The organism is Polynucleobacter sp. MWH-Spelu-300-X4, from assembly GCF_018687515.1.
Lineage (GTDB): Bacteria > Pseudomonadota > Gammaproteobacteria > Burkholderiales > Burkholderiaceae > Polynucleobacter.
This window is the reverse complement of record NZ_CP061294.1, coordinates 1,326,822-1,349,364: the sequence shown is the minus strand read 5'-3', so window position 1 is coordinate 1,349,364 and position 22,543 is coordinate 1,326,822. Positions and strand designations below refer to the sequence as shown.

General features: G+C 41.4%; 25 protein-coding genes. 12 read left to right on the top strand and 13 right to left on the bottom strand.

What is annotated here, in order from left to right; all coding sequences use genetic code 11:
* Positions 1-18: 18 nt before the first annotated feature.
* Both ICV01_RS07050 and ICV01_RS07045 read right to left on the bottom strand, forming a co-directional pair.
* On the bottom strand, positions 19-1,722 hold the full coding sequence (locus ICV01_RS07050) for an FAD-dependent oxidoreductase (protein ID WP_215286935.1): 1,704 nt from the start codon (positions 1,720-1,722) through the stop codon (positions 19-21).
* Positions 1,723-1,735: 13 nt separating this feature from the next.
* The gene (locus ICV01_RS07045) at positions 1,736-2,767 is read right to left on the bottom strand and encodes a Gfo/Idh/MocA family protein (protein ID WP_215286933.1); all 1,032 of its coding nucleotides are present in this window, start codon (positions 2,765-2,767) and stop codon (positions 1,736-1,738) included.
* Between the two features lie 115 nt (positions 2,768-2,882).
* Between ICV01_RS07045 and ICV01_RS07040 the strand changes: the two genes are divergently transcribed.
* Together ICV01_RS07040 and ICV01_RS07035 are read left to right on the top strand one after the other, a co-directional pair.
* Complete coding sequence (locus tag ICV01_RS07040; protein WP_215286931.1) at positions 2,883-3,674, top strand: shikimate dehydrogenase; 792 nt, start codon at positions 2,883-2,885, stop codon at positions 3,672-3,674.
* A gap of 21 nt (positions 3,675-3,695) precedes the next feature.
* Positions 3,696-5,411, top strand: a complete 1,716-nt coding sequence (locus ICV01_RS07035; protein ID WP_215286929.1) for an FAD-dependent oxidoreductase — start codon at positions 3,696-3,698, stop codon at positions 5,409-5,411.
* A 146-nt stretch (positions 5,412-5,557) separates the two neighbouring features.
* Here ICV01_RS07035 and ICV01_RS07030 read toward each other — a convergent pair whose 3' ends face one another.
* Genes ICV01_RS07030 through ICV01_RS07020 form a run of 3 tightly spaced genes read right to left on the bottom strand, consistent with a single transcriptional unit; the run spans position 5,558 to position 8,177 of the window.
* A complete protein-coding gene (locus ICV01_RS07030; RefSeq protein ID WP_215286927.1) occupies positions 5,558-6,346 on the bottom strand; it encodes an IclR family transcriptional regulator in 789 nt (262 codons plus the stop codon).
* On the bottom strand, positions 6,343-7,194 hold the full coding sequence (locus ICV01_RS07025; RefSeq protein WP_215286926.1) for a sugar phosphate isomerase/epimerase: 852 nt from the start codon (positions 7,192-7,194) through the stop codon (positions 6,343-6,345). Before ICV01_RS07025 ends, ICV01_RS07030 begins: the two co-directional genes overlap by 4 nt.
* Before the next feature lie 59 nt (positions 7,195-7,253).
* Complete coding sequence (locus tag ICV01_RS07020) at positions 7,254-8,177, bottom strand: helix-turn-helix domain-containing protein (RefSeq protein WP_215286924.1); 924 nt, start codon at positions 8,175-8,177, stop codon at positions 7,254-7,256.
* A 186-nt stretch (positions 8,178-8,363) separates the two neighbouring features.
* Between ICV01_RS07020 and ICV01_RS07015 the strand changes: the two genes are divergently transcribed.
* From ICV01_RS07015 to ICV01_RS07005, 3 genes are read left to right on the top strand one after another with little or no spacing between them, the layout of a single operon-like run.
* Positions 8,364-9,188: an SDR family NAD(P)-dependent oxidoreductase gene (locus tag ICV01_RS07015; protein ID WP_215286922.1), complete on the top strand. Its 825-nt coding sequence runs from the start codon at positions 8,364-8,366 to the stop codon at positions 9,186-9,188.
* A gap of 16 nt (positions 9,189-9,204) precedes the next feature.
* A complete protein-coding gene (locus ICV01_RS07010; RefSeq protein ID WP_215286920.1) occupies positions 9,205-10,902 on the top strand; it encodes an FAD-dependent oxidoreductase in 1,698 nt (565 codons plus the stop codon).
* 1 nt (position 10,903) lies between these two features.
* Complete coding sequence (locus ICV01_RS07005) at positions 10,904-11,251, top strand: NIPSNAP family protein (protein ID WP_215286918.1); 348 nt, start codon at positions 10,904-10,906, stop codon at positions 11,249-11,251.
* A 4-nt stretch (positions 11,252-11,255) separates the two neighbouring features.
* Here ICV01_RS07005 and ICV01_RS07000 read toward each other — a convergent pair whose 3' ends face one another.
* A complete protein-coding gene (locus tag ICV01_RS07000; protein ID WP_215286916.1) occupies positions 11,256-12,128 on the bottom strand; it encodes a helix-turn-helix domain-containing protein in 873 nt (290 codons plus the stop codon).
* Between the two features lie 116 nt (positions 12,129-12,244).
* Between ICV01_RS07000 and pobA the strand changes: the two genes are divergently transcribed.
* Complete coding sequence (gene pobA / locus ICV01_RS06995; RefSeq protein ID WP_215286914.1) at positions 12,245-13,420, top strand: 4-hydroxybenzoate 3-monooxygenase; 1,176 nt, start codon at positions 12,245-12,247, stop codon at positions 13,418-13,420.
* A gap of 3 nt (positions 13,421-13,423) precedes the next feature.
* Here the strand turns inward: pobA and ICV01_RS06990 are convergent, their stop codons facing one another.
* Positions 13,424-14,386, bottom strand: a complete 963-nt coding sequence (locus ICV01_RS06990; protein WP_215286912.1) for an AEC family transporter — start codon at positions 14,384-14,386, stop codon at positions 13,424-13,426.
* A 185-nt stretch (positions 14,387-14,571) separates the two neighbouring features.
* Between ICV01_RS06990 and ICV01_RS06985 the strand changes: the two genes are divergently transcribed.
* Positions 14,572-15,453: a shikimate dehydrogenase gene (locus tag ICV01_RS06985; RefSeq protein ID WP_215286910.1), complete on the top strand. Its 882-nt coding sequence runs from the start codon at positions 14,572-14,574 to the stop codon at positions 15,451-15,453.
* Between the two features lie 13 nt (positions 15,454-15,466).
* Positions 15,467-15,916: a type II 3-dehydroquinate dehydratase gene (aroQ, locus tag ICV01_RS06980; RefSeq protein ID WP_215286908.1), complete on the top strand. Its 450-nt coding sequence runs from the start codon at positions 15,467-15,469 to the stop codon at positions 15,914-15,916.
* Here the strand turns inward: aroQ and ICV01_RS06975 are convergent.
* The gene (locus tag ICV01_RS06975) at positions 15,913-16,596 is read right to left on the bottom strand and encodes a dienelactone hydrolase family protein (protein ID WP_215286906.1); all 684 of its coding nucleotides are present in this window, start codon (positions 16,594-16,596) and stop codon (positions 15,913-15,915) included. The two genes, aroQ and ICV01_RS06975, sit on opposite strands and share 4 nt — an antisense overlap.
* 170 nt (positions 16,597-16,766) lie before the next feature.
* Between ICV01_RS06975 and ICV01_RS06970 the strand changes: the two genes are divergently transcribed.
* Entirely contained in the window at positions 16,767-17,324 is a 558-nt protein-coding gene (locus ICV01_RS06970) for a phasin family protein (protein WP_215286904.1), read from the top strand.
* Positions 17,325-17,406: 82 nt separating this feature from the next.
* Here the strand turns inward: ICV01_RS06970 and ICV01_RS06965 are convergent, their stop codons facing one another.
* Positions 17,407-18,831: a sodium:solute symporter family protein gene (locus ICV01_RS06965; protein WP_215286903.1), complete on the bottom strand. Its 1,425-nt coding sequence runs from the start codon at positions 18,829-18,831 to the stop codon at positions 17,407-17,409.
* A 142-nt stretch (positions 18,832-18,973) separates the two neighbouring features.
* Between ICV01_RS06965 and ICV01_RS06960 the strand changes: the two genes are divergently transcribed.
* Positions 18,974-19,555 carry a phasin family protein gene (locus ICV01_RS06960; protein ID WP_215286902.1) on the top strand — a complete coding sequence of 194 codons (582 nt, stop codon included), beginning with the start codon at positions 18,974-18,976 and terminating at the stop codon, positions 19,553-19,555.
* A gap of 77 nt (positions 19,556-19,632) precedes the next feature.
* Positions 19,633-19,944 carry a hypothetical protein gene (locus ICV01_RS06955; RefSeq protein ID WP_215286901.1) on the top strand — a complete coding sequence of 104 codons (312 nt, stop codon included), beginning with the start codon at positions 19,633-19,635 and terminating at the stop codon, positions 19,942-19,944.
* 6 nt (positions 19,945-19,950) lie between these two features.
* Here the strand turns inward: ICV01_RS06955 and ICV01_RS06950 are convergent, their stop codons facing one another.
* Entirely contained in the window at positions 19,951-20,490 is a 540-nt protein-coding gene (locus ICV01_RS06950) for a lipocalin family protein (protein WP_215286900.1), read from the bottom strand.
* A gap of 30 nt (positions 20,491-20,520) precedes the next feature.
* Between ICV01_RS06950 and ICV01_RS06945 the strand changes: the two genes are divergently transcribed.
* A complete protein-coding gene (locus ICV01_RS06945) occupies positions 20,521-21,159 on the top strand; it encodes a cytochrome b/b6 domain-containing protein (protein WP_215286899.1) in 639 nt (212 codons plus the stop codon).
* Here ICV01_RS06945 and ICV01_RS06940 read toward each other — a convergent pair.
* The 3 genes from ICV01_RS06940 to ICV01_RS06930 are packed head-to-tail and all read right to left on the bottom strand — an operon-like array spanning position 21,144 to position 22,498.
* Positions 21,144-21,587, bottom strand: a complete 444-nt coding sequence (locus ICV01_RS06940) for a cytochrome c (protein WP_215286898.1) — start codon at positions 21,585-21,587, stop codon at positions 21,144-21,146. The two genes, ICV01_RS06945 and ICV01_RS06940, sit on opposite strands and share 16 nt — an antisense overlap.
* Positions 21,588-21,620: 33 nt before the next feature.
* Positions 21,621-22,295, bottom strand: a complete 675-nt coding sequence (locus ICV01_RS06935) for a site-2 protease family protein (RefSeq protein ID WP_215289171.1) — start codon at positions 22,293-22,295, stop codon at positions 21,621-21,623.
* A complete protein-coding gene (locus ICV01_RS06930) occupies positions 22,295-22,498 on the bottom strand; it encodes a heavy-metal-associated domain-containing protein (protein ID WP_215286897.1) in 204 nt (67 codons plus the stop codon). Before ICV01_RS06930 ends, ICV01_RS06935 begins: the two co-directional genes overlap by 1 nt.
* Positions 22,499-22,543: the final 45 nt, after the last annotated feature.

Below are 22,543 nucleotides of genomic sequence, written 5' to 3'. Positions count from 1 at the left end.
GCGAACTTTCTAAATTTTTTAGTTTCTATTATTAGCACTGTGTGCGGCAATGTAGGCAAATGTCATGCCTGGGCCTAATGTAATACCACCGCTTGGATAATGTCCCGCCATCACACTAGTCATATCGTTGCCTACAGCGAAGAGGCCGGGAATAACTTGCTTGTTATGGTCAAGAACTTGTGCTTTTGCATTTGTTTCTAAACCTGCAAAAGTACCCAAGCTGCCTGGGTGAATTTTCACGGCATAGTAAGGACCATCTTTGATGGGGGCAACGCATGGGTTAGGTGTGTGGTCGGCATCACCTGCTACACGGTTATAAGGGGTATCACCACGACCAAATTCGGGATCTTCGCCGCGTTCAGCAAACTTGTTATATGTGGATACGGTTTCTTCTAGCGCTTGTGCTTGGATGCCAATGGCCGTTGCTAAATCAGCAATTGTTTTGCCTTTAAATAGGTAGCCAGATTGGAGGTGTCCGCATAGAGGCATGGGTGCTGGCTTAACAGCGCCTAGGCCCCAGCGACGAATAAAGCGGTGATCGCAAATTAGCCAAGCGTAGGGCGTGACGCCATGTGGTGCGGTTCTTAGTAAGTCGCCCATGAAGTCGTTATAAGAATTGGCCTCATTGGCAAAGCGTTTGCCTTGCTCGTTAACGGCGATGATGCCGGGCTTACCTCGTTCGATGAGGTGAGGGAAGTGTGCAAATTCACCATTCTTTTTAGGAACTAACGAAACCGGCGCCCAGCCTGCAGGTGATGGCAAAGTTTTTGTAAATAGTGCACCGACAGATTCACCTAAACGAATGCCATCGCCTGTATTTGTTTTGGGTGCTGCAGATACATGCTCCTTGCCAGTAGGAGCGTGAGGGAACATCACACTTTTTCTCAAATCGTCATGTGGGAATCCACCGCATGCGAGCACCACACCTTTGGTTGCATGAATTATTTGAGTGATGCCGTTAATTTCGACTGTGGCTCCAGTGATAGAGACATCATTTTTATTTAATTGTTTAACAGATGCGCTTGTGATGATGCTGACGTGCTTGTCAAATGCTGATTTCGCCAACCCAGCCACTAATGCATTGCCATTGACTAATTGGGTACCTTGACCGTGAGTAATGAGGTCTTTGAAGTGGCGTAATACGCGACGTGTCACATAAAGGAATGAGCTCATTGAGCGTGTTGAATTAAAGAATTGTTTGATGTCATTGCCAGAAGCAATGCCCATACCCCATAAAGAAATAACATCTAAGGGTTGGCGCAATCTTTTTAATTCCTTGCCTAAGCGTCGGCCGTCAAAAGGTGCCGCGCAAACAGAGCGGCCACCTAAAACAGAGCCAGATGTCTTGCCATGAAAGTCAGGAACTTTATTACCATCTATAAATTGCAAGCTAGTTTTTCTGCGAAAGAAATCAATCATGGCTGGCGCATTTTCTAAAAATGCACGCACTTTTTCTTCATCAAAGCCAGCACCTAATTCATTTTTAAGATATTCAGTGGGGCCACTGATATCTTCCACAATGCCTGCTTCAACTGCTAGAGGGTTTCTTGGGACCCACAGCCAACCACCTGACCAAGCGCTGGTTCCGCCAAAGACTGATTCTTTTTCTAGAACAATTACCTTCATGCCAAGATGTGCTGCAGTGACAGCGGTCGCTAAACCGCTTGCTCCTGATCCAATGACTAATAGGTCGCAGTTAATTGTTTGAGCAGAATTGTGCATAGTGGTGCTTTAATTAGAGATGAATAATAGTTTGTCCATCAGCGGCAGCTTTTGCCGCTAAAGTAGCTTCTAATGTTTTATAGCCTTCAGTCGCGCTACAAATTGTTTCTTCTGTGCCTTCAATCACTTTAACAAAATGTTTTAGTTGTGCTTCATAGGGATCCATGGCGTGTAAGGCATTTCTTTTTTGGGTGATTTCTTCAAACCAGCCCCTTGGGCCTTCATAGGACCATAAATCTAGTTGAGGTAATGTCACTGTGCCGTGTGTCCCCATTAAGAAATGACTATTAATAGATTGCTTTGGATAGTGTTCACTTTCTCCAATCGACATATCCCAGCTGTAAGGAGATGTGACGGTGTCTGATTGAGTAATCGTCGCTAATAGACCGTTTTCAAATTTAAGTAAAACGCTAGCACTATCTTCCACTTCAAAGCCACGCTGCTTATTACTGCTAATTGCTTGAACCTGTTTAATTTCGCCAAATAAGAAACGTAGCACGTCGATTTCATGAATTAAGTTAATTAGGATAGGGCCACCGCCTTTTTGTCTTCTCCATGCCATTTCAAAATAACTATCTGGCTTTAGGAAGGTAGACATCACGTTCGCTGTAATCATGTTGCCTAGTTGGCCGGACTGAATAATTTTTTTAGCTGTTTTAAGAACAGCATTATGTCTACGGTGGTGCCCTACAAGAATTGGTGTTTTATAGTCAATTTCAGCTTGGCATAGGCGGGCGGCTTCTTCGAGCGTATCTGCGATGGGCTTTTCTACTAGAGCTGGAATTTTTTCTTTTAAACAGGCTATACCAATTTCCACATGGGTAGCATTAGGGGTGGCCACAATCACACCTGCTGGCTTATGTTGAGCTATGAAATCTTGGTAATTGGCGGTGTAGGGGACATTTAATTCTTTGGCCATTGCCTCGCCTGCTGGGCTTGGGTCACTAATACCCGCTAAATAAGCTTCTTTTGAGTTAAGTAGCCTTGTAATGTGGGTTTTGCCAATGAGGCCTGCTCCAAAGACCGCAATACCTAGTTTTTTCATATTTTTTGTCCCCGTTAAAGATTTTTGACTTTTGTTAATTTTTGCCGCAGAATTGCATTATTGGAATGCTATACCAATTTGGAATTTAATTCAAATTTTAAAGAAAGCGTAAAAAATGATTCAGTTAAATGGTGCTTCAAGGGTTTACATCATTATTGGAGATCCGATTGCTCAGGTGAAATCTCCGGCGGGCGTAACCGAAACTTTTCAGCAAAATGGTTTAAATGCATTGGTCATTCCTGCTCATGTTGCTCCTGGTGCATTCCATGAATTTGTTCATTCAGCAGGATTAGCGCAAAACTTTGACGGCATTATTGTTACGGTACCTCATAAATTCTCTGCTTATGATGTTTGCTCTGGTTTGACAGAAAGATCACAATTTTTAAAGGCGGTGAATGTGATTCGCCGTGGCCCTGATGGTAAATGGTTTGGTGATATGTGCGATGGTGCAGGGTTTTACGCTGCTGCAAAGAAAAATGGTGGAGATGTTAAGGGACGTAAAGCACTATTAGTAGGTGCTGGGGGAGCGGGTTCAGCGATTGCTCATACATTGTTAGTGGAGGGTGCTACTGTCTTAGCGATTCATGATGAGGATCATGTGAGAAGAGATACGTTGATTGAGAAGCTATCTAGCTTGAAGTTGGGTCAAGTGGTGGCTGGTTCATCAGATCCGACTGGCTATGAGTTTGTGGTGAATGCGACGCCTATTGGTATGAAGGAGACAGATCCTTGTCCTATTCAAACTGACCTATTGAGTAAACAAGCATTCGTTGGTGATGTGATCACTATGCCAGCGATAACGCCTCTAATTCACAACGCAAGAGCTGCTGGTTGCCAGACAGTTACTGGCACAGAAATGTTTGCGGGTGTTAAAGATTTAATGATTGAATTTTTGGTTGGAAAATAATCAGAGCTTAAGGGTATATCGATGATTTTGAATTTAAAAAATATTCCGGAAAAAACCGCATTTGATGTGGTGGTGATTGGTGCTGGTGGTGCAGGTATGTCTGCTGCTTTATTTGCTGCAATTGATGGCGCTAAGGTGTTGTTAGTTGAGAGCACAGAATATGTAGGTGGAACAACAGCCTATTCAGCGGGGACTACTTGGATTGTTAATACACCTGAGGGCTTAAGTGTTAATAAGACCGATACCATTGCTGATGCTAAAACTTTTTTAAATGCCGCAGTAGGCTCTTATGCGCCAGAAGCAATGAGAGAGGCTTTTGTTAACAATGGCTATAAAGCAGTGGCGCATATCCAGGCAAACTCCGATGTTAAATATGTGGTTCGCCCAACGCACCCTGACTATATTTCTGATTTGCCTGGTTCTGTGATGAGAGGTCGCGCCATTGAGCCGATTTCTTTTGACGGACGTTTGCTAGGTGAAAACTTTAAATATGTTCGTCCACCGATTCCTGAGTTCACTGTTTTAGGCGGCATGATGGTGGATAGAGATGACATCGGACATTTATTAAAGCTAACAAAATCATTTAAGTCATTTGTTTATTCAACAAAAATTATTTTGCGTCACGGTCTTGATCGATTGAAGTATTCACGTGGCACACGTTTGGTGATGGGTAATGCTTTAATTGCACGCTTACTCTACTCGTTACTTAAGAAGGGTGTTTCTATTGTTGTTTCAACAAAGTTGGAAGACATTGTTGTTGAAAATGATCAGGTGAAGTCGATTATTGTTTCTCAGGGTGATGATCGTAAAGAAATCATCGTTAATCGTTCAGTTATCTTAGCTAGTGGCGGATTTAATCGACATCCAACACGTCGTCAAGAAATGCTTCCTGGTATCAGCCCTGATTGGTGTCCTGCGGCGCCGGGTCACAAAGGTGCTGCCCACGACATCGTATTGAAAAAAGGTGCTACTTATGGCGAAGGTGCCATGAGTAACGCATTCTGGGCGCCTGTATCTATTAGACGTCGCGCAGATGGTTCAACAGCTGCCTTCCCTCATTTCATTATGGACCGCGGTAAGCCTGGTATGTTGACGGTTAATCAAAAGGGTGAGCGTTTCTTAAACGAGTCAACTTCTTATCATTTATTTGGTGTTGCTATGCAAGCAGCCAATAAAACAACGCCATCGATTCCAGCTTACTTGGTGTGTGATGCCGAAGCTATTAAAAAATATGGTTTGGGTATGGTTCGACCAGGCGGCAAAGGATTTGATGCATTTATTAAAGAAGGTTACCTTAAAGAAGGTGCCACTATTGCTGAGTTGGCAGGCAAGTTAAATGTAGATACCGCTGTATTGGAAAAAACAATTTCTGAATTTAACCAATATGCGCGTGATGGTGTTGATCCGATATTTAATAGGGGTACAACCGATTACCAGCGCTTTAATGGTGATGCCACTAGAGGCACGGCTAACCCATGTTTGGGTGAGTTAAAGGTTGGCCCATTCTATGCGGTTCAGCTTTACCCTGGTGATATTGGTGCTGCTACTGGTTTAGTAACAAATGATAAAGCGCAGGTCTTAAATAAAGATAAAGCAGTTATCAATGGTTTGTATGCTGTTGGTAATGATATGCAGTCTGTGATGGGTGGCACTTATCCTGGCCCTGGTATTACGATTGGCCCAGGTCTAACCTTTGCCTATATTGCAGCTAGAACTTCTTTAGACAAGCCGCTGTAAGTGAATAGCGTTTACCAAATAAAAAACCCGCTCTTAAGCGGGTTTTTTATTAAAGGTTAGTTAATTAACTTATATTGAATGAGAGCAGAAGTGCAGAGCAAAAAAATAATAGAGCAACAGATAGCAGATAAATAGAAAATTTAGATTTAATGTGATTGGTTAAAGTAGCGTGAGCCTACGCTGGCCAATGCTAGCTTTTCTGCTGCTTCCTTTAGTTTTGGAATGAGTTCTTCAAGACGTTGTTTTGTTAAGCGAACGCTTGGGCCAGAGATGCTGACGACGCCAATAGGTGTAGATTTGTTTTCTCGTTGCACCACAACTGCAATGGCTGAAGCGCCATTTTCATACATATCAGTCGCAAGGCTATAGCCTTGCTTTCTGACTTGTGCGATGGCCTTCAAAACTTCTTGTAATGTTGATGGCGCATTCACCCCTAGTTCACCTTTAGGGTAAAGCTTTTGTTTAGCTAAATGCCTGAGAGCATCTTCTTCAGGAAGGGCCGCTAAGAAGGCGTGGCCATTAGTGGTTGCTGGTAAATAAACTTTAGGGCCTACATCCGGTTCATATTTCAAACCCATTTTTCTACCCTGGGCTTTAGCAACCCAAGTTAGATCAATGCCATCAAAAACCGCTAAACGAATTAGTTCGCCAGTCTCATGAGCTAGTTCATCAAGGATTGGTTGGCATACATCAATAATTTCACTTCTCGATAAGAACTCAAGTCCTAAAGACAAAAGTTTATTGGTTAATGCATAGTTGCCACCGTCACCATATTGTTTGATATAGCCCGCATCTTTCAAGTCGCTTAAAGTTCTATGTGTGGCACTCTTGGGAATTTCAAGTTGTGTGGCAATATCAGCAAGCGCCAATCCATCAATGTGCTTGACTAATAATTCAATAATGCTAAGTGCTCTATCGCGAATGCTTTGGCTCATAATTTATTCACTTCATTTTTTAAATAACTGATGCTTTGTCGAAGAGCATCTTCTTCTTTTTGATCTTTTAAATAATCTAGTTCTATGGCTAATAAGCCCTTGTAATCATGTTCTTTAAGAATATTTAATATTTTTGGAATATCAATGAGGCCTTCACCCAAAGGAACGCTTGGCCAAAAAGCAAATGTCTTTGGATCTTGACCACGTTCAGCACGAATATCTTTGATGTGTGTTGCTTTAACAAAAGGTACTAACTTTTTTGCGACATTCACAGGGTCTTCAAAAACTCTTAAATTATTAGCGGTGTCTAAGCAAACACCTAAGAATGGCGAGTTAATAGTAGTGAGTAAATCAACTAATTCATCAGCAAGAAAATCAATATGGTTTTCTATCGCTAGAGCGACACCTTGTTCCTCGGCAACAGCAGTTGCTTTTTGTAATAAGGGTAATAGTTTTTCTTTATGAAGCTGCCAGTCAGTGATTCTTGTTCGTCTGCTGCCGCAACATATGCGCATGGCTTTGGCACCAATATCTTTTGCAATATGAATGTTGGCTATTAGGTCATCTAGTTCATGGGGTCTGTTGCCTGAGCCTAGGCCGTCAGGGTGGCCCCATGCCCAAACAACTTCTAGTTGATGTGATGTTAAGGCTGCTTTAAGTTGTTGGCGAAACTCAGGGTTATGCCCATCTAGAAAGCAGGACTCTAAAGAAACGCCTGAGACTCCAAGTTGTTTGGCTTCGTCAAGGAATTCCCAAACAGTTTTTCGGCTGCCGATATCGTTTTGTAAACCTTCATACCATTCACCGAAATAACGATGGTAGGAGTATGAGTCGATGGCTACTTTCAAAAGTGATCCTTTTCCTTGATAGCAAAAGCGCTAGGCATAATTTGGAATGATATTCCAAATTATGCCTGCGTTTCAACATCTAAAGGGTGATTTTTATGAAGTAATTGTTGTCTACCGGTATTTCTGAAATTGGTTGGTTTGAGGCCGGTATGTTTTTTAAAGAATCTTCCAAAGTAGCCTTCATCATCAAAACCTAGTTCAGCTGAAATTTGTTTGATACTTAATGTTGAGTAGACTAGTTCGCGTTGAGCTTCATGAATAACTCGTGCATTGATGGCATCTAGAGCCGACATGCCCAAGAATTTATGACAAAGCCTCGTGAGCTGTCCTGCGGTGACCCCAAGAGTTTGAGCATATCGATCAACTGAATATCTTTCTCTGCAGTGTTCATCTAAGAGTGATTTGAATTTATCTATTTTGACCGTTGATTGTGTTTGTGTGAGCTCACCACTGATATAGCTGTCGTGTTGAATTCGGAAGATTTGAATAAATAGAGCAATTAGAAGAGACATACCTGCTGCCACTTGGCCTGCAGCTGATGTGGTCGATTCTCGTTCAATCGCATCAAATAGAGGAAGTAATGCTTCTGCGTGGCGATTTTCAGGATTTACTTCAAATACGATAGGCGTTTTAATTTGCTTGAGTAAATCAGGGGCGAGCATGCTAGCTAATGATTCAAGAGGTCTTTGTGCTGCAGTGATAACTGGACCATCAATATCATTTGAAAAGTGGAAGCCATGGATTGATCGCGCTGGGGCGATGATGATGCAGGGTGATTGAACTGGCCATTTTTTTCCATCAATAATGGCGTGGCCGCTACCTTGAGTGGGATAGAGAACTTGAATTAAGCCATCATGAAAGTGAGGCTTGATTTCCCAATCGAACAAACTGGAGCGATCTGTGATTCTTTCAAAGTGAACCAAGTCAGCCCACGATGGTTGCGCATGGGTTCCATAAAGGGCAAAGTTGGGTACGGTTTTCATTAATTTCTTTAGATATGCATGAATTGTCCTGTTTTAAGCGGAGTTTGTCCATTGAGAGATTCTTTGTGCCGTCTCATCATGATGTCTAGCTGAAATGGCTTTAAAGCGCTTAAAAAATATAGATCCGATATATTTTCTACAGTCGTCACGGGGCCAGTTAACTTTAGATAAGGGTAAACCCGAAAAATGTCTCAAATATCAGATTTGTCCGGTAATTGGTTAGGTTTAGAAGGTCGCGTGTGTGTCGTGTCTGGCGCTGGTAGTGGTATTGGTGCTGCGATTGCAAAAGGCCTTGGTCAAGTTGGCGCAAAAGTTGCCTTGCTAGATCGTAATGTGGCAGCTGCTGCTGAAGTAGCTAAGGAGATTCAAGCAACAGGAGCGCAAGCGTTAGCTGTTGAGTGCGATATTTCTAGTGAGGCTGCTGTTAAAAAAGCAGCGGATCAAGTTAGAAAAGAATTAGGTAGTTGTTATGGCTTAATTAATAACGCTGGTTTGTTAAAGCCTGGCGCGCTAGAAGAGGTGTCAGTTGAGGATTGGAATGCGGTACTGTCTGTGAACTTAACTGGGTATCTTGTTTGTTCTAGAGAGTTTTCTAAAGATATGTTTGCTAACAAACATGGCAGCATTGTGCATGTTGCATCTATTTCAGCATTACATCCGCAAACAAGAAGTGGTGCTTATAGCCCTAGTAAGGCCGGCGTATTGTTGATGTCTAGGCAGATGGCAGCGGAGTGGGGGCCTAAAGGTGTTAGAAGTAATGCCGTTTGTCCTGGCATGATTCGTACAGCATTGTCTGCAAAATTTTATGAAGAGCCTGGATTCGAAGAGAAGCGCTCTTTAGTAACGGCTAATCGTCGTATTGGCGAGCCTTTAGATATTGCTAACCCAGCAATATTTTTAACGAGTGATCGTTCTGCTTATATGAATGGTGCAGAGTTGTTGGTTGATGGTGGTTTAGGTTGTATGTTGATGGATATGGTTCCGCGTCCTGGTTACAACAAAACAGCATAAAAATTGGAGAACAGATATGTCAAATAATTTCACATACGATTTAATCGTTGTTGGTTCTGGTGCTGCTGGTTTGGCTACTGCCATTACCGCCAAGAAAAGAGGTTTAAGTGTTGCTGTTTTAGAGAAAGAGCCCGTGTTTGGTGGTACGACTGCTTTATCCGGTGGGGTACTTTGGGTGCCGTTAGGGCCTCATAGCCGTAAACAAAATCCTGCTGACACTCGTGAGGCCGCGCGCACTTATTTGATGGAAGAGACTGGCACTTATTTTGATGCTGAAGCAACCGATGTGTTTTTGGATAACGGTCCCAAAATGGTTGAGTTTTTCGAGCGTGAGACAGAGATGAAATTCGTGCCAACGCTATATCCAGACTACCATCCAACTGTGAAGGGTGGTGTGGACATCGGCCGAGCTATCTTGGCGGCACCATTTGACATCAGAGGTTTGGGTGCTGATATGCCGCGCTTAAAGCCACCGCTTAAAACAATTACGTTTATTGGCATGATGTTCAATTCTTCCAATGCAGACTTGAAACATTTTTTCCAGGCCACTAAATCATTGACATCATTTATTTATGTGGCAAAGCGTTTAGCGACGCATATTAAAGAGCTTGCTTTATACCGTCGTGGTATTAATGTGACGAGTGGTAATGCGTTGGCAGCGCGATTGGCAAAATCTGCACTTGATTTACAAATTCCAATTTATACCAATACGCCAGCGAAGAAAGTCCAAATGGATGGTGATCGTGTGGTGGGTGTTTTGGCAACTCAAGATGGTCAAGAGGTTACATACACCGCAAAGCATGGTGTTGTTTTGGCTTGTGGCGGTTTCCCGCATGACATTAAGCGCATCGCACAGGCTTACCCACATTTAAAACGTGGCGGAGAGCATTTATCTCCAACGCCAACTAGTAATACTGGTGATGGCACGCGTATGGCTGAAGAGTTGGGTGGTGTAGTGGATATTAAATTTAAGGACGCATCAGCTTGGATGCCGGTTTCGAAAGTGGTTTATAAGAATGGTGAAATTGGTGTATTCCCACATTTATTGGATAGATATAAGCCAGGCATTATTGGTGTTTTAAGAAATGGCAAACGATTTACCAATGAATCAAATTCATATCATGATGTTGGTGCAGCCATGATTCGTGCTTGTGAGAATCAAACAGAAACAGCGATGTGGTTGGTTGGTGATAAAACAACTTTAGCTAAATATGGTATTGGTTTTGTTAAGCCAGCACCGATGCCAATTGGTCAGTTCTTGCGTAATGGCTATTTAATTAAAGGTAATACAGTGGCAGAGCTTGCTAAGAATGCTGGCATTGATCCACAAGGTTTGGAAGAAACAATTAAGCAGTACAACTTGGGTGCTGTGAATGGTGAAGATCGTGAGTTTGGTCGTGGCACAACTTCATTCAATCGCTATTTGGCAGATCCGGAAAATAAACCTAACCCATGTGTAGCGCCTATTCAGAATGGTCCATTCTATGCAGTGAAAGTTATTATGGGTGACTTAGGTACTTTTGACGGTATCAAAACAACACCTTATGGCGAAGTGTTAAAGCGTGATGGTTCAAAGATTGAAAATCTTTATGCTGTAGGTAATGATAGGGCTAGTATGATGGGTGGTAACTATCCAGGTGCCGGCATTACGCATGGACCAAATATGACATTTGGATTTGTGACTGGTAATTACATTGCGGATAAAGCTAACTAATATGAATCATATGAATAAACCATTAGTCGATCATCGTATTTACACGATTGCCTTGCGCAAAATGCCTGAGTTTATTGAGGTGTTTGATCGTTTGGCTATGCCAATTTTATTGGAGACGTTGGGGCACCCGATTGGGTTTTATGTCAGTCATGTGGGGCCGCAAAATCAGTTTATTCATATGTGGGGATATGACAGTTTGGCTGATTATGAGAAACGTTGCCATGCTAGAGATACTCACCCTAATTTTCCTGAATATTTAAAGGCTTCAGGCCATTTGATTACAGCTCAAGAAACAAGACTTATTAAAGCAGTAGACATGCCAAGTTTGAAAAGCTTTGTGCCTCGTTAATTAATTATTGGCGCTTTGAATTTCTAAATTCATTCGGCGACTGTTTTGACTGTTTCTTAAAAAATCTTGTGAAATAGGCTGCATCTTGGAATCCCAAGCTGTAGGCTATTTCCTTAATAGAGAGTGCTGTATACAGTAAATCTCTTTCCGCTTCTAACATTAATCTTTGGTTAATAACTGTTAGGGCTGATTTTCCTAAAACATTTCGACAAACTCGGTTAAGTTGTGTTTGCGTAACCCCGATTTGGTTTGCGTAAAAATCTATATTGAAATGATCCCTGTAATGAGTATCTAACAGTTCTTTAAATTGATTGATATAGCTAATTGATTTTGACTGATTATTGGTTATTTGATTTTCATTATTGGCTTCCCTGGCAATCATGACAACTAATGATACGAGTAGGGCGTTAACTGTTTGATGTCTCCAAGGTTTTGATCCGAAAAACTCTTTTTTTAATTGCTCAATAGTTTGATTGATAGTTAGCCAAGCCTCTGATTTTTTATTTACTTTGATTGTTTGACTATTTTCGTAAATATTTAAAACATTTCTTTCTTGAGAGAAAAAATTTAAAAGCCATTGGTGATGAATGGTGATGACGTGACCTTCAATGCCTTTTTCAAAGCTAAATCCATGAGGTGCTAAGCGAGGGGTAATTAATAAGCAAGGCGCTGATATGTCGCTATGAAGAGTGCCAATCGAGAAAGAGCCATGACCTTTATTGATGTGCAGAATTTGCAATAAATCATCATGGCGATGGGGTTTGATTTCCCAATCATATAACTGACTTCTATCAGCAATTGATTCTATGTGGAGCCCATCAATAATAGGGTTAGATGATATTTCGCCATAGAGGCCGTAGTTGGGTGGTTGTTTCATCTTGATATGTGAAATATTCAAAAATATGTTCGGATTGTGCAATTTTTTGTTGAATTTGTCTATTTAAATCACCCGATGGGTGGGGGATGATTTGCTTCATTCATAAGGAGATAAGAATGCGTACTCAAGTAGCTATCATCGGAGCAGGCCCTTCAGGTCTTTTGTTAGGCCAATTACTTCATAAGCAAGGTATTGATGCGGTCATTATTGAGCGTCAAACAGGGGATTATGTTTTAGGTCGAATTCGTGCAGGTGTTTTGGAGCAGGTGGCTGTTGAATTATTAGAAGAGGCTGGTGTTGCTGATCGCTTAAAGTCAGAAGGATTGGTGCATGACGGTTTTGATATTGCTTTTGATGCTGATCACTTGCATATTGATTTAAAAGGTTTAACAAACGGTAAGACAGTAACTGTTTACGGCCAGACTGAAGTAACACGCGACTTGATGGATGCAAGACAAAAGGCTGGTCTACAAACAATCTATGGTGCACAAGATGTTGAGGTTTTAGATTTTGATACAAATACGCCTAAAGTTCGCTATAAATTGAATGGCCAGACACATGAAATTTCATGTGATTTCATTGCTGGTTGTGATGGTTATCACGGTGTATGTCGTGCGAGTGTTCCTGAAAAATCTATTAAAGAATATGAGCGCGTTTATCCATTTGGATGGTTGGGTTTGTTATCAGATACACCTCCTGTGCAAGAGGAATTAATTTACGGTAATCAAGAGCAAGGATTCTATTTATGCAGTATGAGATCAGCACAAAGAAGCCGTTATTACATTCAATGTTCTTTAGCTGATAAAGTTGAAGAGTGGAGTGATGATCGTTTCTGGACGGCCCTAAAGGGTAGATTGCCAGAGCATTTAGCTAATAACTTGGTAACGGGACCCTCTTTGGAAAAGAGTATTGCTCCATTGAGAAGCTTCGTTGCTGAGCCTTTGAGATTTGGCCGCATGTTCTTAGCAGGTGATGCTGGCCATATTGTTCCCCCAACAGGCGCCAAAGGGTTGAACTTGGCAGCTTCTGATATTCGTTACTTATCAAGAGCTTTATTCGAGTTCTATGGTGAGAAGAGTGAGGCTGGTATCAATCACTATTCTCAGAAAGCCCTAGCAAGAATTTGGAAGGGTGAGAGATTCTCTTGGTGGATGAGCATGCTTTTACATCGATTCCCAGATAACAGTGGTTTTGACAATAAAATTCAACGCACTGAATTTGAGTATCTAGCTAGTTCAGAGCATGCCCAGAGAGTGTTAGCTGAAAACTATGTGGGACTTTCATACGCTTAAATATTAAGCGGTCCAGTAGTAGTGGTTAAGTACCCAAATAAGTAGGTTGATGGTGAAGAAAGAGCAAATGGTGGCAAGTAACAAAGCTGCTGCACATTTGGTTTCTTCACCATATTTTTGTCCAAGTATTGGATAAATGCTCATCATAGGCATGGCTGCTAAAACGATCGCCACGATTTGTAACTTTGGATCGAATGGTGGCAGCAACAAAATCACAATAAAGACCATTAGTGGGTGAATGATCAGTTTGCCAAAAGCTATTAAGCTAATTTGGCTAGCTAAACCTTTTAACTCTAGACCTACCAATACCCCACCAATTGCAAACAACGCTACAGCACTAGAAGCCCCGGCAAACATGCTAATCACTTTTGATATGGGGGCTGGTGTTTGAATTTCAAAAATGGAAAATAAAACACCTAAGCTAATCGCAATAACAATAGGGTTTTTAATCGCTCCTTTGAGGGAGTGAATTAAAGTGGGGAGAAGTTTTTTATGGCGCTGTGAAATATTTTCTGCGATGGCTAATATGAGTGGAAGTAAGAAAATATTTTCCACAATCATGGATAAAGCAACGCCTGATAAACCATCTTCTCCAAGATAGCTAAGAATAATAGGGTAGCCTACAAACCCTGTGTTGGAGAAAGCTGAACCGAGTCCACTAACGACGCTTTGTTCCCCGGTTTTCCCTTGCTTGTGCGCAATCCAAAAAATTAAAGTAAATGCAAGTAAAGAGCCGATGCCGTAAGCTAAAACATATTCGATTTTAAAAATGCTGCTGATATGCCGTTCTGATGCTGCTTTAAAAAGAAGAGCAGGTAAGGCAAAGTTAATAACTAGCAGACCTAAAGATCTCACGCTGGTTTTGGGAAATATATGACGGCTTACCGAGATATAACCGATTGCAATAATGATGAATATAGGCGATGTAATCGCCAGAATGTTCATGAAGCCAAAATTGTTAGACATCTATTTCCTTAAAAGTAGGCCTTATTTTCGGATATTTTTGATAATTTTTTGGAAAATTTATTCGAAAATGAACTCTATAAGAACTATTTGTTCGATTATCGGACAATCTATTTTTTAGTCGCAATATACTCATGCAACTGAATAAGCTATTAGCTACACCTAATTTACTAATGGAGAGAGTCGATATGTCTGTTACTCAAAGTGCCCCTAAATTATTACTTGGATTAATTGGAAGTGGGATTCAGCAATCCTTAACGCCGGCGATGCAAGAAATGGAAGCAAGCCACCAGGGCTTAAGAGTGCATTATCAAATTATTGATTTGGATTTACGTAAGTTAGGTGTTGAGGTATTGCCACATTTGGTTGACTCTATGAGAACCATTGGCTTCTCTGGATTTAATGTAACTTTCCCATGTAAGCAGGCGATTATTCCTTTATTGGATGAGTTATCCGAAGAGGCTAAGGCAATGGGCGCTGTTAATACTGTTATTAATAGAGACGGTAAATTAATTGGTCACAACACAGATGGTTCTGGTTGGAGCATGGGTTTTAAAAATACATTACCTAATGCAGACTTAACTAAAGTGGTTCTGTTAGGTGCGGGTGGCGCTGGTTCAGCGATTGCTCATGCTGCTTTACGTTTGGGTGTGAAGCAGTTGGTGATTGTGGATACAGATTCTAAGCGTTGTGAAAATTTAATGAATGATTTGAATGCCTTATATGGCAATAGAAGTACATATTCTTTAGATATTCGCGAGGCGATTGTTGGTGCTACCGGTTTGATTCATGCAACTCCAACAGGAATGACAAAGTTGCCAGGTTTGCCTTTGCCAGAGGAATTGATTACTAAGAATTTATGGATTTCTGAGGTGGTTTATTTCCCTATTGAAACTGAGTTATTAAAAATTGCTAAAGCCCGTGGTTGTGCGGTTGTAAATGGCGGTACTATGGCAGTTGGTCAGGCAGTAGGTGCTTTTGAATTGTTTACTGGCAAAAAAGCAGATACTGCTAGGGTCGAAGCCCACTTTTTAAGCTTATTGAAAAAGAACGAAGAAAATAAAAAATAATTAATAGGTTGATATGAAAAAAATTCTCATTATGAATGGCCCCAATTTAAATTTATTGGGTACGCGCGAGCCAGAAAAATATGGCACAACGACTTTGGCGGATTTGGAGGTTATGTGTCGTAAACAAGCGGCTGACATGGGTTATGAAGTTGACTTCTTCCAAAGTAACTATGAAGGTGCTTTGGTGGATAAGATTCATGAAGCAGGTAAGGCCTATAAGGCAGGCCAATTAAAAGGCGTGGTTTTTAATCCAGGTGCTTATACGCACACATCCATTGCTTTGCATGATGCAATCGTGGGTGTTGGCGGTTTACCTGTGATTGAGACGCACATCTCTAACGTGCATGCTAGGGAGTCATTCAGGCATCACTCGTATATTTCGCCAGCCGCCGCTGGAATTATTGTTGGTTGCGGCGTGTATGGTTATATCGTGGCGATGCAGGTTCTAGCGAATAGACCTTAATTGCTCTGTAAGTATTTTTTATAAAAAGCTAGAGTTCTTTCTCTAGCTAGATCCGCAGCCGCTTGATTGTAGGCGGCTCGCTGATCGCAATTAAAGCCATGTTGTCCTTCGTATACAAAGACCTCAACGTTTCTTTGAGATGCTTTAAATAGTTCAACATCTGATAATGGGATGTGACTGTCTTGATTGGCGAAATGCATGAGGACAGGGCATTTTGCAGTTAGATTTATTTCTTTGGCGATGCCGCCTGGGTAATAACTGACTGCTGCAGATAAGCCATTTAATTTACATGCTGATCGCCAGCTTAGTAAGCCACCCCAGCAGTAACCAATTACCCCAACTTTACCCGCATGAGCAACATAATCAATAGCGGCTTGAATATCAAGCATGCTAACTTCGTTGGGAAGATTCTCAACAAAGGTTTTATGTGCAAAACCTTTGGTCATATCCTCTTGTGTGTAGCCAAGTGATAAGCCAGGCTCAGATCTAGCTTGTGTTGCTGGGGCAATGACTAGGTAACCTTCGGCTGCGTATTTGTCAGTTGTTGCCTTAATGTGAGAATTAAGGCCGAATATTTCTTGTAAAAGCACAATGGCACCAACTGGTTTACCTTCAGGTTTTGCTAGGTAAGCATCAAATTGGAATTGGTCTTTTGCTGTGAGTTTGATTAGTTCATTCATGAAATGATTGTAGATGAATTTGATTTGTTGATGGTTGGTCTACCTGATGTCATATTCCTTTCTTCGGGTTTTTCCTAGATGGTTTTTGAAAATATCTATTGCTATAGGTTTTGAGGGCTGATAGATTGGTTACATGCAGCACGATATTTACCTAAATGGGAGGTGTTTGTATGAAAAAGCCAATGAATGAAACTTTGTTTGAGAGTCAGAAAAGGGCTGCGGAATCTTCTCGTGCCATGGCCGAGGTGGCGGTTAAAAATGCACAAGAAATTGCCAAATTAAATCAGCAGGCAGCGCAAGATTTGGCACATGCTTTTCAAGAAAAAGTTGCAGAGTTATTAAAAGTAAAAGATCCTAGGGCTGCTTTTGAGTTGGTGCAGGCACAGGTACTTCAGGATGCCGCATTGCAGGTTGCAAGTTATCAACATCAGGTGGCTCAGGTATTAAAAACGGGTAATCGTGAATTAACGAGAATTGCGGAAGATATGATTGCTCAGTCTAAAAGTGATTTAATTCATTTTGTTAATGAGGCGACTGCTAACGCTCCAGCTGGGTCGGACGCGTATGTGTCTACATTTAAGACAGCTTTTAATCAAGCGTTACAGAATTTTGAGTTGATCCGTGCCGCGACGGCAGATTCTTTTTATAACTTTGAAAAGAGTGTGGAGAATATGAGTAATTTATCTCAGACATCGCAAGCAACGAAGAAGCGAGCTTCAAGAAAATAACCTCCCCATTAAAAATATCAATAAAAAATGCCACCAGATGTTTAGGTGGCATTTTTAATGGGGAGGAGTAAAAACAAAAATCTTAAAATTTTGAATGGGTTGTTTTTAACATGTTGTTGGGCACCATCCCACCAATTAACATCCCAGCAAGGCTAGCGCACAAGCCGACTAATTGAGGTGGGGCTATACCATCAGGCCAAACAATCTCACAGACAATCCAGCTGCTAAGCCCACCTATGACAGCTAAAAGACCGCCTAATGTATTAGCTCTTGACCAGTAGACGCCGAAGGCGAGTGGCACAAATGCCGCTACTAACGTTACCTTATAGGCGTTTTCCACCATCTTAAAAATAGACAGATTTGAGTTCAATGCAAAGATAGTCACGATAGCTGTAAAGCATAGAACGGTGATGCGCATGATTTTTAATAAATGCTTATCGCTTAAGTGCTTGAAAAGACCTTTCACAATATTTTCAGCAAAAGTGACAGATGGCGCTAATAGTGTCGCGCTCGCACAGCTCTTAATGGCCGATAGTAAGGCACCAAAGAACATAATTTGTGCAAATAAAGGCGCATGGTTCAAGATGAGATTGGGCAAAATTAATTGCGAATCTGTCTGTAAATAATTTTCAACTAATTGAGGGTTAATTAAGCTGGCTGAATAAGCGAGAAAGATGGGGATAAACGCAAATAGGAAGTAAAGAACACCACCAAGTACAGAAGCTCTTACAGCAATCTTTTCATTTTTTGATGACGTGATTCTTTGAAAAACATCTTGTTGTGGAATGGATCCCAACATCATAGTAATAAGTGCTGCAACAAATCCGAGTACTGCAGCTAAGTTCCAATCGGGCAAGATGGCAAGTTTCCCTGCCGCTGCGGCATGATTAATAACTACATCAACGCCCCCAGTTAGGTTGCTTACTTCAAAGCCAATATAAAGCATGCCCAATACAATGATGATCATTTGAATGAAATCTGTAATCGCTACAGACCACATGCCGCCAAATAAGGTATAGATGAGTACGCTAGCTGCACCTAGAATCATCCCGGTTTGTTGCGACATGACATCGTTAGAGACCACATTAAAAACTAAACCGAGCGCTTTAATTTGCGCAGCTACCCAACCAAGGTAAGAGACAACGATGCAGAGTGTTACTAACACTTCAACCGTGCGGCCATATTTTTCTTTAAAAAAGTCACCGATGGTCAAATATTTTTTACTGTAAAGGTGTCGTGCAAAAAAGAGGCCCACTAAGATTAGGCACATGGATGACCCAAATGGATCAGAAATAATGCCGCCCATACCTTCTCTTAAGAAAGTAGCTGGCACACCTAAAACTGTCTCTGAGCCAAACCAAGTGGCAAAAACGGTGGCCGTAACTATGTACATAGGTAGGCTATGTCCAGCCGCAGCAAAGTCAGCTGTATTTTTTACCCTCATGGCTGCCCATAGGCCGATGCCGATAGAGATCACCCAGTAAATAATGACAAACCAGATAAGCATTTGGTCCTCTTTTATGGAAAGTTGCCGAATTATAGGGCTAGGGGGCAAATATGACAAAAATGTAAAACAAGGCTTTTTATTGATTGGCAAGTCGATTGTTTAGGTATAGGATTAAGAATCAACCACTTGTTTGGAGATGAAAATGGCAACACAAAAAGACTTAATGGAATGGCAAGTAGAGCGCGCTAAAGAATTATTTGCACTTTCGCATAAATTGCTAGAGACAGCTAAGCAATTTAGTGAGCATCAGGCGGCTGAAATAAAGGCCAGCATGGATCATGCAAAATCTTATGCCAAACAAGCTGCAACTAATGATGTTGCTAAATTAAAGGCTTTGCAAGAAAAATTTGCCGAAGAGGCTGGCGCGCGGATGGTGGCCTATCAGAAGAAAGTCAAAACACTTTTAAAAACCATAGAGGATGAAGCTGCAGATGAAGCTGAAAAGCATCTCAATAAAGCTCGCCATGCTATGGAGACTTGGTTGAAAGAGGCTAGTAAAAATTTACCTGCCGGCTCTGATAAATTTACTGATGTTGTTAGAGATATCGCCGATGCTGGCAATAAGGTATTAAAAGAAGGGCGCAAGATGGCTAAGCAGGCAGCTGAGGCTGCGGAACAAGGTGTGGAAAATTTTGAGCGAATGGTTAAAAAACCTGCGGCTCAAAAGTCTACGGCAACAAAAAAATCTACAGCTGCTAAAAAAACAACGAGATCTCGTCGATAATCTGACGATTCATAAAAAGGCTATCGTCCGATAGCCTTTTTCAATTAAAAAAATAATACAAAGAGAGGGCGCAATTAATGAAAGTGCAAAGAATTGTTGGCCTAACTCTTTTAACATTAATTTCTGCTTGTTCAGTTATTGATGAAAGCAAAGTGGCCAATCAATCTAATGGTCATTGGACGCTTGAGTTCACGTGGTTAAAGAACGATAAGCCGACTCAGATAAAAACATATGAATATGCCTCAAGAAGCGAGTGCTTTAATGCGATGTATACGATGCAGCAAGAAGCTAAAAAAGGGCGTAACCAAAGTGGTGCAGGTCTTTGTTACAAAGCATTCGCTGATGGGCAAGAGCGGACGGCCAACGATGTTTTGGCGCGCTATAAATAACGATTGCTATAGTTGATTTGTTGGCTTTACCAAATCTTTTCTAAGATAGCCTAGTTTTTCAGCCTTTTGCAGTAATGCTTCCTCTAGTTGTGGATTTAGATGACGGTCTCTCGCTAAGATCCAAAAATATTTTCCGGATGGTTCTCCAACAAGAACCCAAGAGTAATCGGTAGCTAGATCCAAAACCCAATAGTCCCCATAGAATGGTCTAAAGAAAGAAACTCTTAGCTTGGCATTGCTTTGAGTATCAGCGATTTTTGCAAGGCCGTTGGCCTGCTTTAATTGATCTTTCTTTTGGCAGGAGTTCAGTACATTAATCTGGTTATCAGGAAGGGCGCTGTATTCAGCTGTAACAGTAATGCAGTCAGCATCTTCAAACCAATTGGGGAGTCGGTATATTTCATACCATTTGCCGAGATAGCGATGAAGGTCTACATGTGAAACCGTTTTGACGGGTTCGGTAGATACTCTGTAAACTGGTTGCATAAGGCAGCCAGTTAATAGGATGCTTGAGGCGAAGAGGGCTGTTGCAATATATTGGCGCATGAGCGTTATCGTAATCTAATTGGGTTAAATATGAAAATCAGAATATGGGATTTGCCAACACGTTTGTTTCATTGGGCGCTAGTTTTAGCTGTGTTGGGTAGTTTTATTAGTGCTGATGACGATGGTGGTACTTTGGTGTGGCATGCAAGATTTGGCTATTTTATTTTGAGCCTTCTTTTATTTAGAGTTATTTGGGGTTTTACTGGAAGTCATTACGCTAGATTTTTTAACTTTATTAAATCACCCCAAGCTGTCTTAAGTTATTTAAAAAATCCTACTGAAGTTCCAGGACATAACCCTTTAGGGGCGTTATCTGTTATCGCCTTATTGGGATTTTTGCTGCTGCAAGCTGTGACCGGTTTATTCGCTAGTGATGACATTGCTTTTGAGGGGCCTTTGGTTAAGTATGTCAGTTCAAGTGTGACCGAGTTAATAACGAGTATTCATCGCTTAAATGAGTCTGTGTTGATCACGCTAGTGGCGCTGCATATTGGAGCCATTCTTTATTACAGATGGATGAAGAAGACTGATTTAGTTAAGCCTATGGTTACTGGCGATAAAGAGTGGACAGAAAAAATCCCTGTTGCCAGGGATAGTTTCTCACTTAGATTAATTGCTGTAGTTATTTATTTGGCTATAGCAAGTGTTCTCTATTACTTCTTGCGATAGTTATCGTGACAAGCTTTACAAGTTTGTCCGGTAGCGCCAAAAGCTTTTTTAATAGTCTCTAAGTCGCCTGATTTAGCTGCTGTATTAAGATCTGCAACTGCTTTTTGCATTTTGTCGCCAGCAGCTTTAAATTTATCAGCTTCTTTCCAGATTTCAGGTTGAGCTTTGCCGCCTTCAGTACTAGGACCAAATGCTGACCAAGGAAGATGCGACAAAGATGCAACTACAGCAGCATTAGCAGCTACTTCTTCTTTATTGAAAGGTTTCTCGCCTTTAACAACAGCGCCGATTCTGGAAAAATGATTAGCCATCACTGTGAAGCTCGCTTGTCTATATTTGATGGCGTCTTCTGGTTTTGAAAATTGAGCTTGAGCTAATGGGCTTAGTAATGCCAAGCCTAATGCGGAAATAAGTAATTGTTTTTTCATGGGGCCTCCGTAAAACCTTATTGTGCTACTAAATTAAATAGCTTGCAGAAGTAGTCTGATTGGGATGAGGATGGTGTCTAAGAACCAATAAGTGACAGACATCATGGGGTGCATCCAAAAGCGACTGATGATGTCGGTTAACAATAGTCCTAAGACAATATAAAACCCCCAAGGCTCTATGCGTGATAGAGCTGCAGCTTGCTTCCAAGGAAGCAGGCCAACCAAGATGCGACCACCATCTAAAGGGGGTAGTGGAAATAGGTTAAAGGCAAACATCACCACATTAACTAGAACTCCAGCTTGACACATTTCAATAAAGAATCGTTCGCTGATATTTAGTTTTAGTAGTAGCAGATAAACCAGAGCCCATAAAGCTGATTGAATTAGATTGGATCCTGGGCCAGCTAGGGCAACCCAAACCATGTCTTTTTTGGGGTGTTTTAAATGACTGAATCTGACGGGGACGGGTTTAGCGTACCCAAACAAAAAAGTTCCCGCTGTCGCGAAATAAAGCAATAAAGGAACTACGATGGTTCCCATAGGGTCGATATGTTTTAGCGGGTTGAGGGTGACACGACCCAACATGTAAGCAGTGTTATCGCCAAATAATTTGGCGGCATAACCATGTGCTGCTTCATGTAATGTGATGGCGAAAATAACCGGAATTGCGTAAATGGCAACTGTTTGAATAATTTGGTCTAAAGGCATCATGATCCTGTTGCAGTTACTTCATAACCTGCTTCTGAGATAGTCGAACTTAAGATTTCTATGCTCTTCTCGCTAGACACTTTCACAGTTTTACTAGGTATATCCGTTTCAACTTTGGCGGAAGGGTCTACTGCTAAGATTGCATTGGTAATGGTTTTAGTGCAGTGACCGCAGTTCATTCCATTCACGCTAAATGTAGGCATATGTTTTCCTTTTGACAGTAAATAAGAGGACAATTAACCTCTATG

Excerpts from the sequence above, each read along its gene's own strand:
- ICV01_RS07050 (WP_215286935.1), bottom strand. The coding sequence starts at position 1,722 with ATGCACAATTCTGCTCAAACAATTAACTGCGACCTATTAGTCATTGGA.
- ICV01_RS07045 (WP_215286933.1), bottom strand. The coding sequence starts at position 2,767 with ATGAAAAAACTAGGTATTGCGGTCTTTGGAGCAGGCCTCATTGGCAAA.
- ICV01_RS07040 (WP_215286931.1), top strand. The coding sequence starts at position 2,883 with ATGATTCAGTTAAATGGTGCTTCAAGGGTTTACATCATTATTGGAGAT.
- ICV01_RS07035 (WP_215286929.1), top strand. The coding sequence starts at position 3,696 with ATGATTTTGAATTTAAAAAATATTCCGGAAAAAACCGCATTTGATGTG.
- ICV01_RS07030 (WP_215286927.1), bottom strand. The coding sequence starts at position 6,346 with ATGAGCCAAAGCATTCGCGATAGAGCACTTAGCATTATTGAATTATTA.
- ICV01_RS07020 (WP_215286924.1), bottom strand. The coding sequence starts at position 8,177 with ATGAAAACCGTACCCAACTTTGCCCTTTATGGAACCCATGCGCAACCA.
- ICV01_RS07015 (WP_215286922.1), top strand. The coding sequence starts at position 8,364 with ATGTCTCAAATATCAGATTTGTCCGGTAATTGGTTAGGTTTAGAAGGT.
- ICV01_RS07010 (WP_215286920.1), top strand. The coding sequence starts at position 9,205 with ATGTCAAATAATTTCACATACGATTTAATCGTTGTTGGTTCTGGTGCT.
- ICV01_RS07005 (WP_215286918.1), top strand. The coding sequence starts at position 10,904 with ATGAATCATATGAATAAACCATTAGTCGATCATCGTATTTACACGATT.
- ICV01_RS07000 (WP_215286916.1), bottom strand. The coding sequence starts at position 12,128 with ATGAAACAACCACCCAACTACGGCCTCTATGGCGAAATATCATCTAAC.
- pobA (WP_215286914.1), top strand. The coding sequence starts at position 12,245 with ATGCGTACTCAAGTAGCTATCATCGGAGCAGGCCCTTCAGGTCTTTTG.
- ICV01_RS06990 (WP_215286912.1), bottom strand. The coding sequence starts at position 14,386 with ATGTCTAACAATTTTGGCTTCATGAACATTCTGGCGATTACATCGCCT.
- ICV01_RS06985 (WP_215286910.1), top strand. The coding sequence starts at position 14,572 with ATGTCTGTTACTCAAAGTGCCCCTAAATTATTACTTGGATTAATTGGA.
- aroQ (WP_215286908.1), top strand. The coding sequence starts at position 15,467 with ATGAAAAAAATTCTCATTATGAATGGCCCCAATTTAAATTTATTGGGT.
- ICV01_RS06975 (WP_215286906.1), bottom strand. The coding sequence starts at position 16,596 with ATGAATGAACTAATCAAACTCACAGCAAAAGACCAATTCCAATTTGAT.
- ICV01_RS06970 (WP_215286904.1), top strand. The coding sequence starts at position 16,767 with ATGAAAAAGCCAATGAATGAAACTTTGTTTGAGAGTCAGAAAAGGGCT.
- ICV01_RS06965 (WP_215286903.1), bottom strand. The coding sequence starts at position 18,831 with ATGCTTATCTGGTTTGTCATTATTTACTGGGTGATCTCTATCGGCATC.
- ICV01_RS06960 (WP_215286902.1), top strand. The coding sequence starts at position 18,974 with ATGGCAACACAAAAAGACTTAATGGAATGGCAAGTAGAGCGCGCTAAA.
- ICV01_RS06955 (WP_215286901.1), top strand. The coding sequence starts at position 19,633 with ATGAAAGTGCAAAGAATTGTTGGCCTAACTCTTTTAACATTAATTTCT.
- ICV01_RS06950 (WP_215286900.1), bottom strand. The coding sequence starts at position 20,490 with ATGCGCCAATATATTGCAACAGCCCTCTTCGCCTCAAGCATCCTATTA.
- ICV01_RS06945 (WP_215286899.1), top strand. The coding sequence starts at position 20,521 with ATGAAAATCAGAATATGGGATTTGCCAACACGTTTGTTTCATTGGGCG.
- ICV01_RS06940 (WP_215286898.1), bottom strand. The coding sequence starts at position 21,587 with ATGAAAAAACAATTACTTATTTCCGCATTAGGCTTGGCATTACTAAGC.
- ICV01_RS06935 (WP_215289171.1), bottom strand. The coding sequence starts at position 22,295 with ATGCCTTTAGACCAAATTATTCAAACAGTTGCCATTTACGCAATTCCG.
- ICV01_RS06930 (WP_215286897.1), bottom strand. The coding sequence starts at position 22,498 with ATGCCTACATTTAGCGTGAATGGAATGAACTGCGGTCACTGCACTAAA.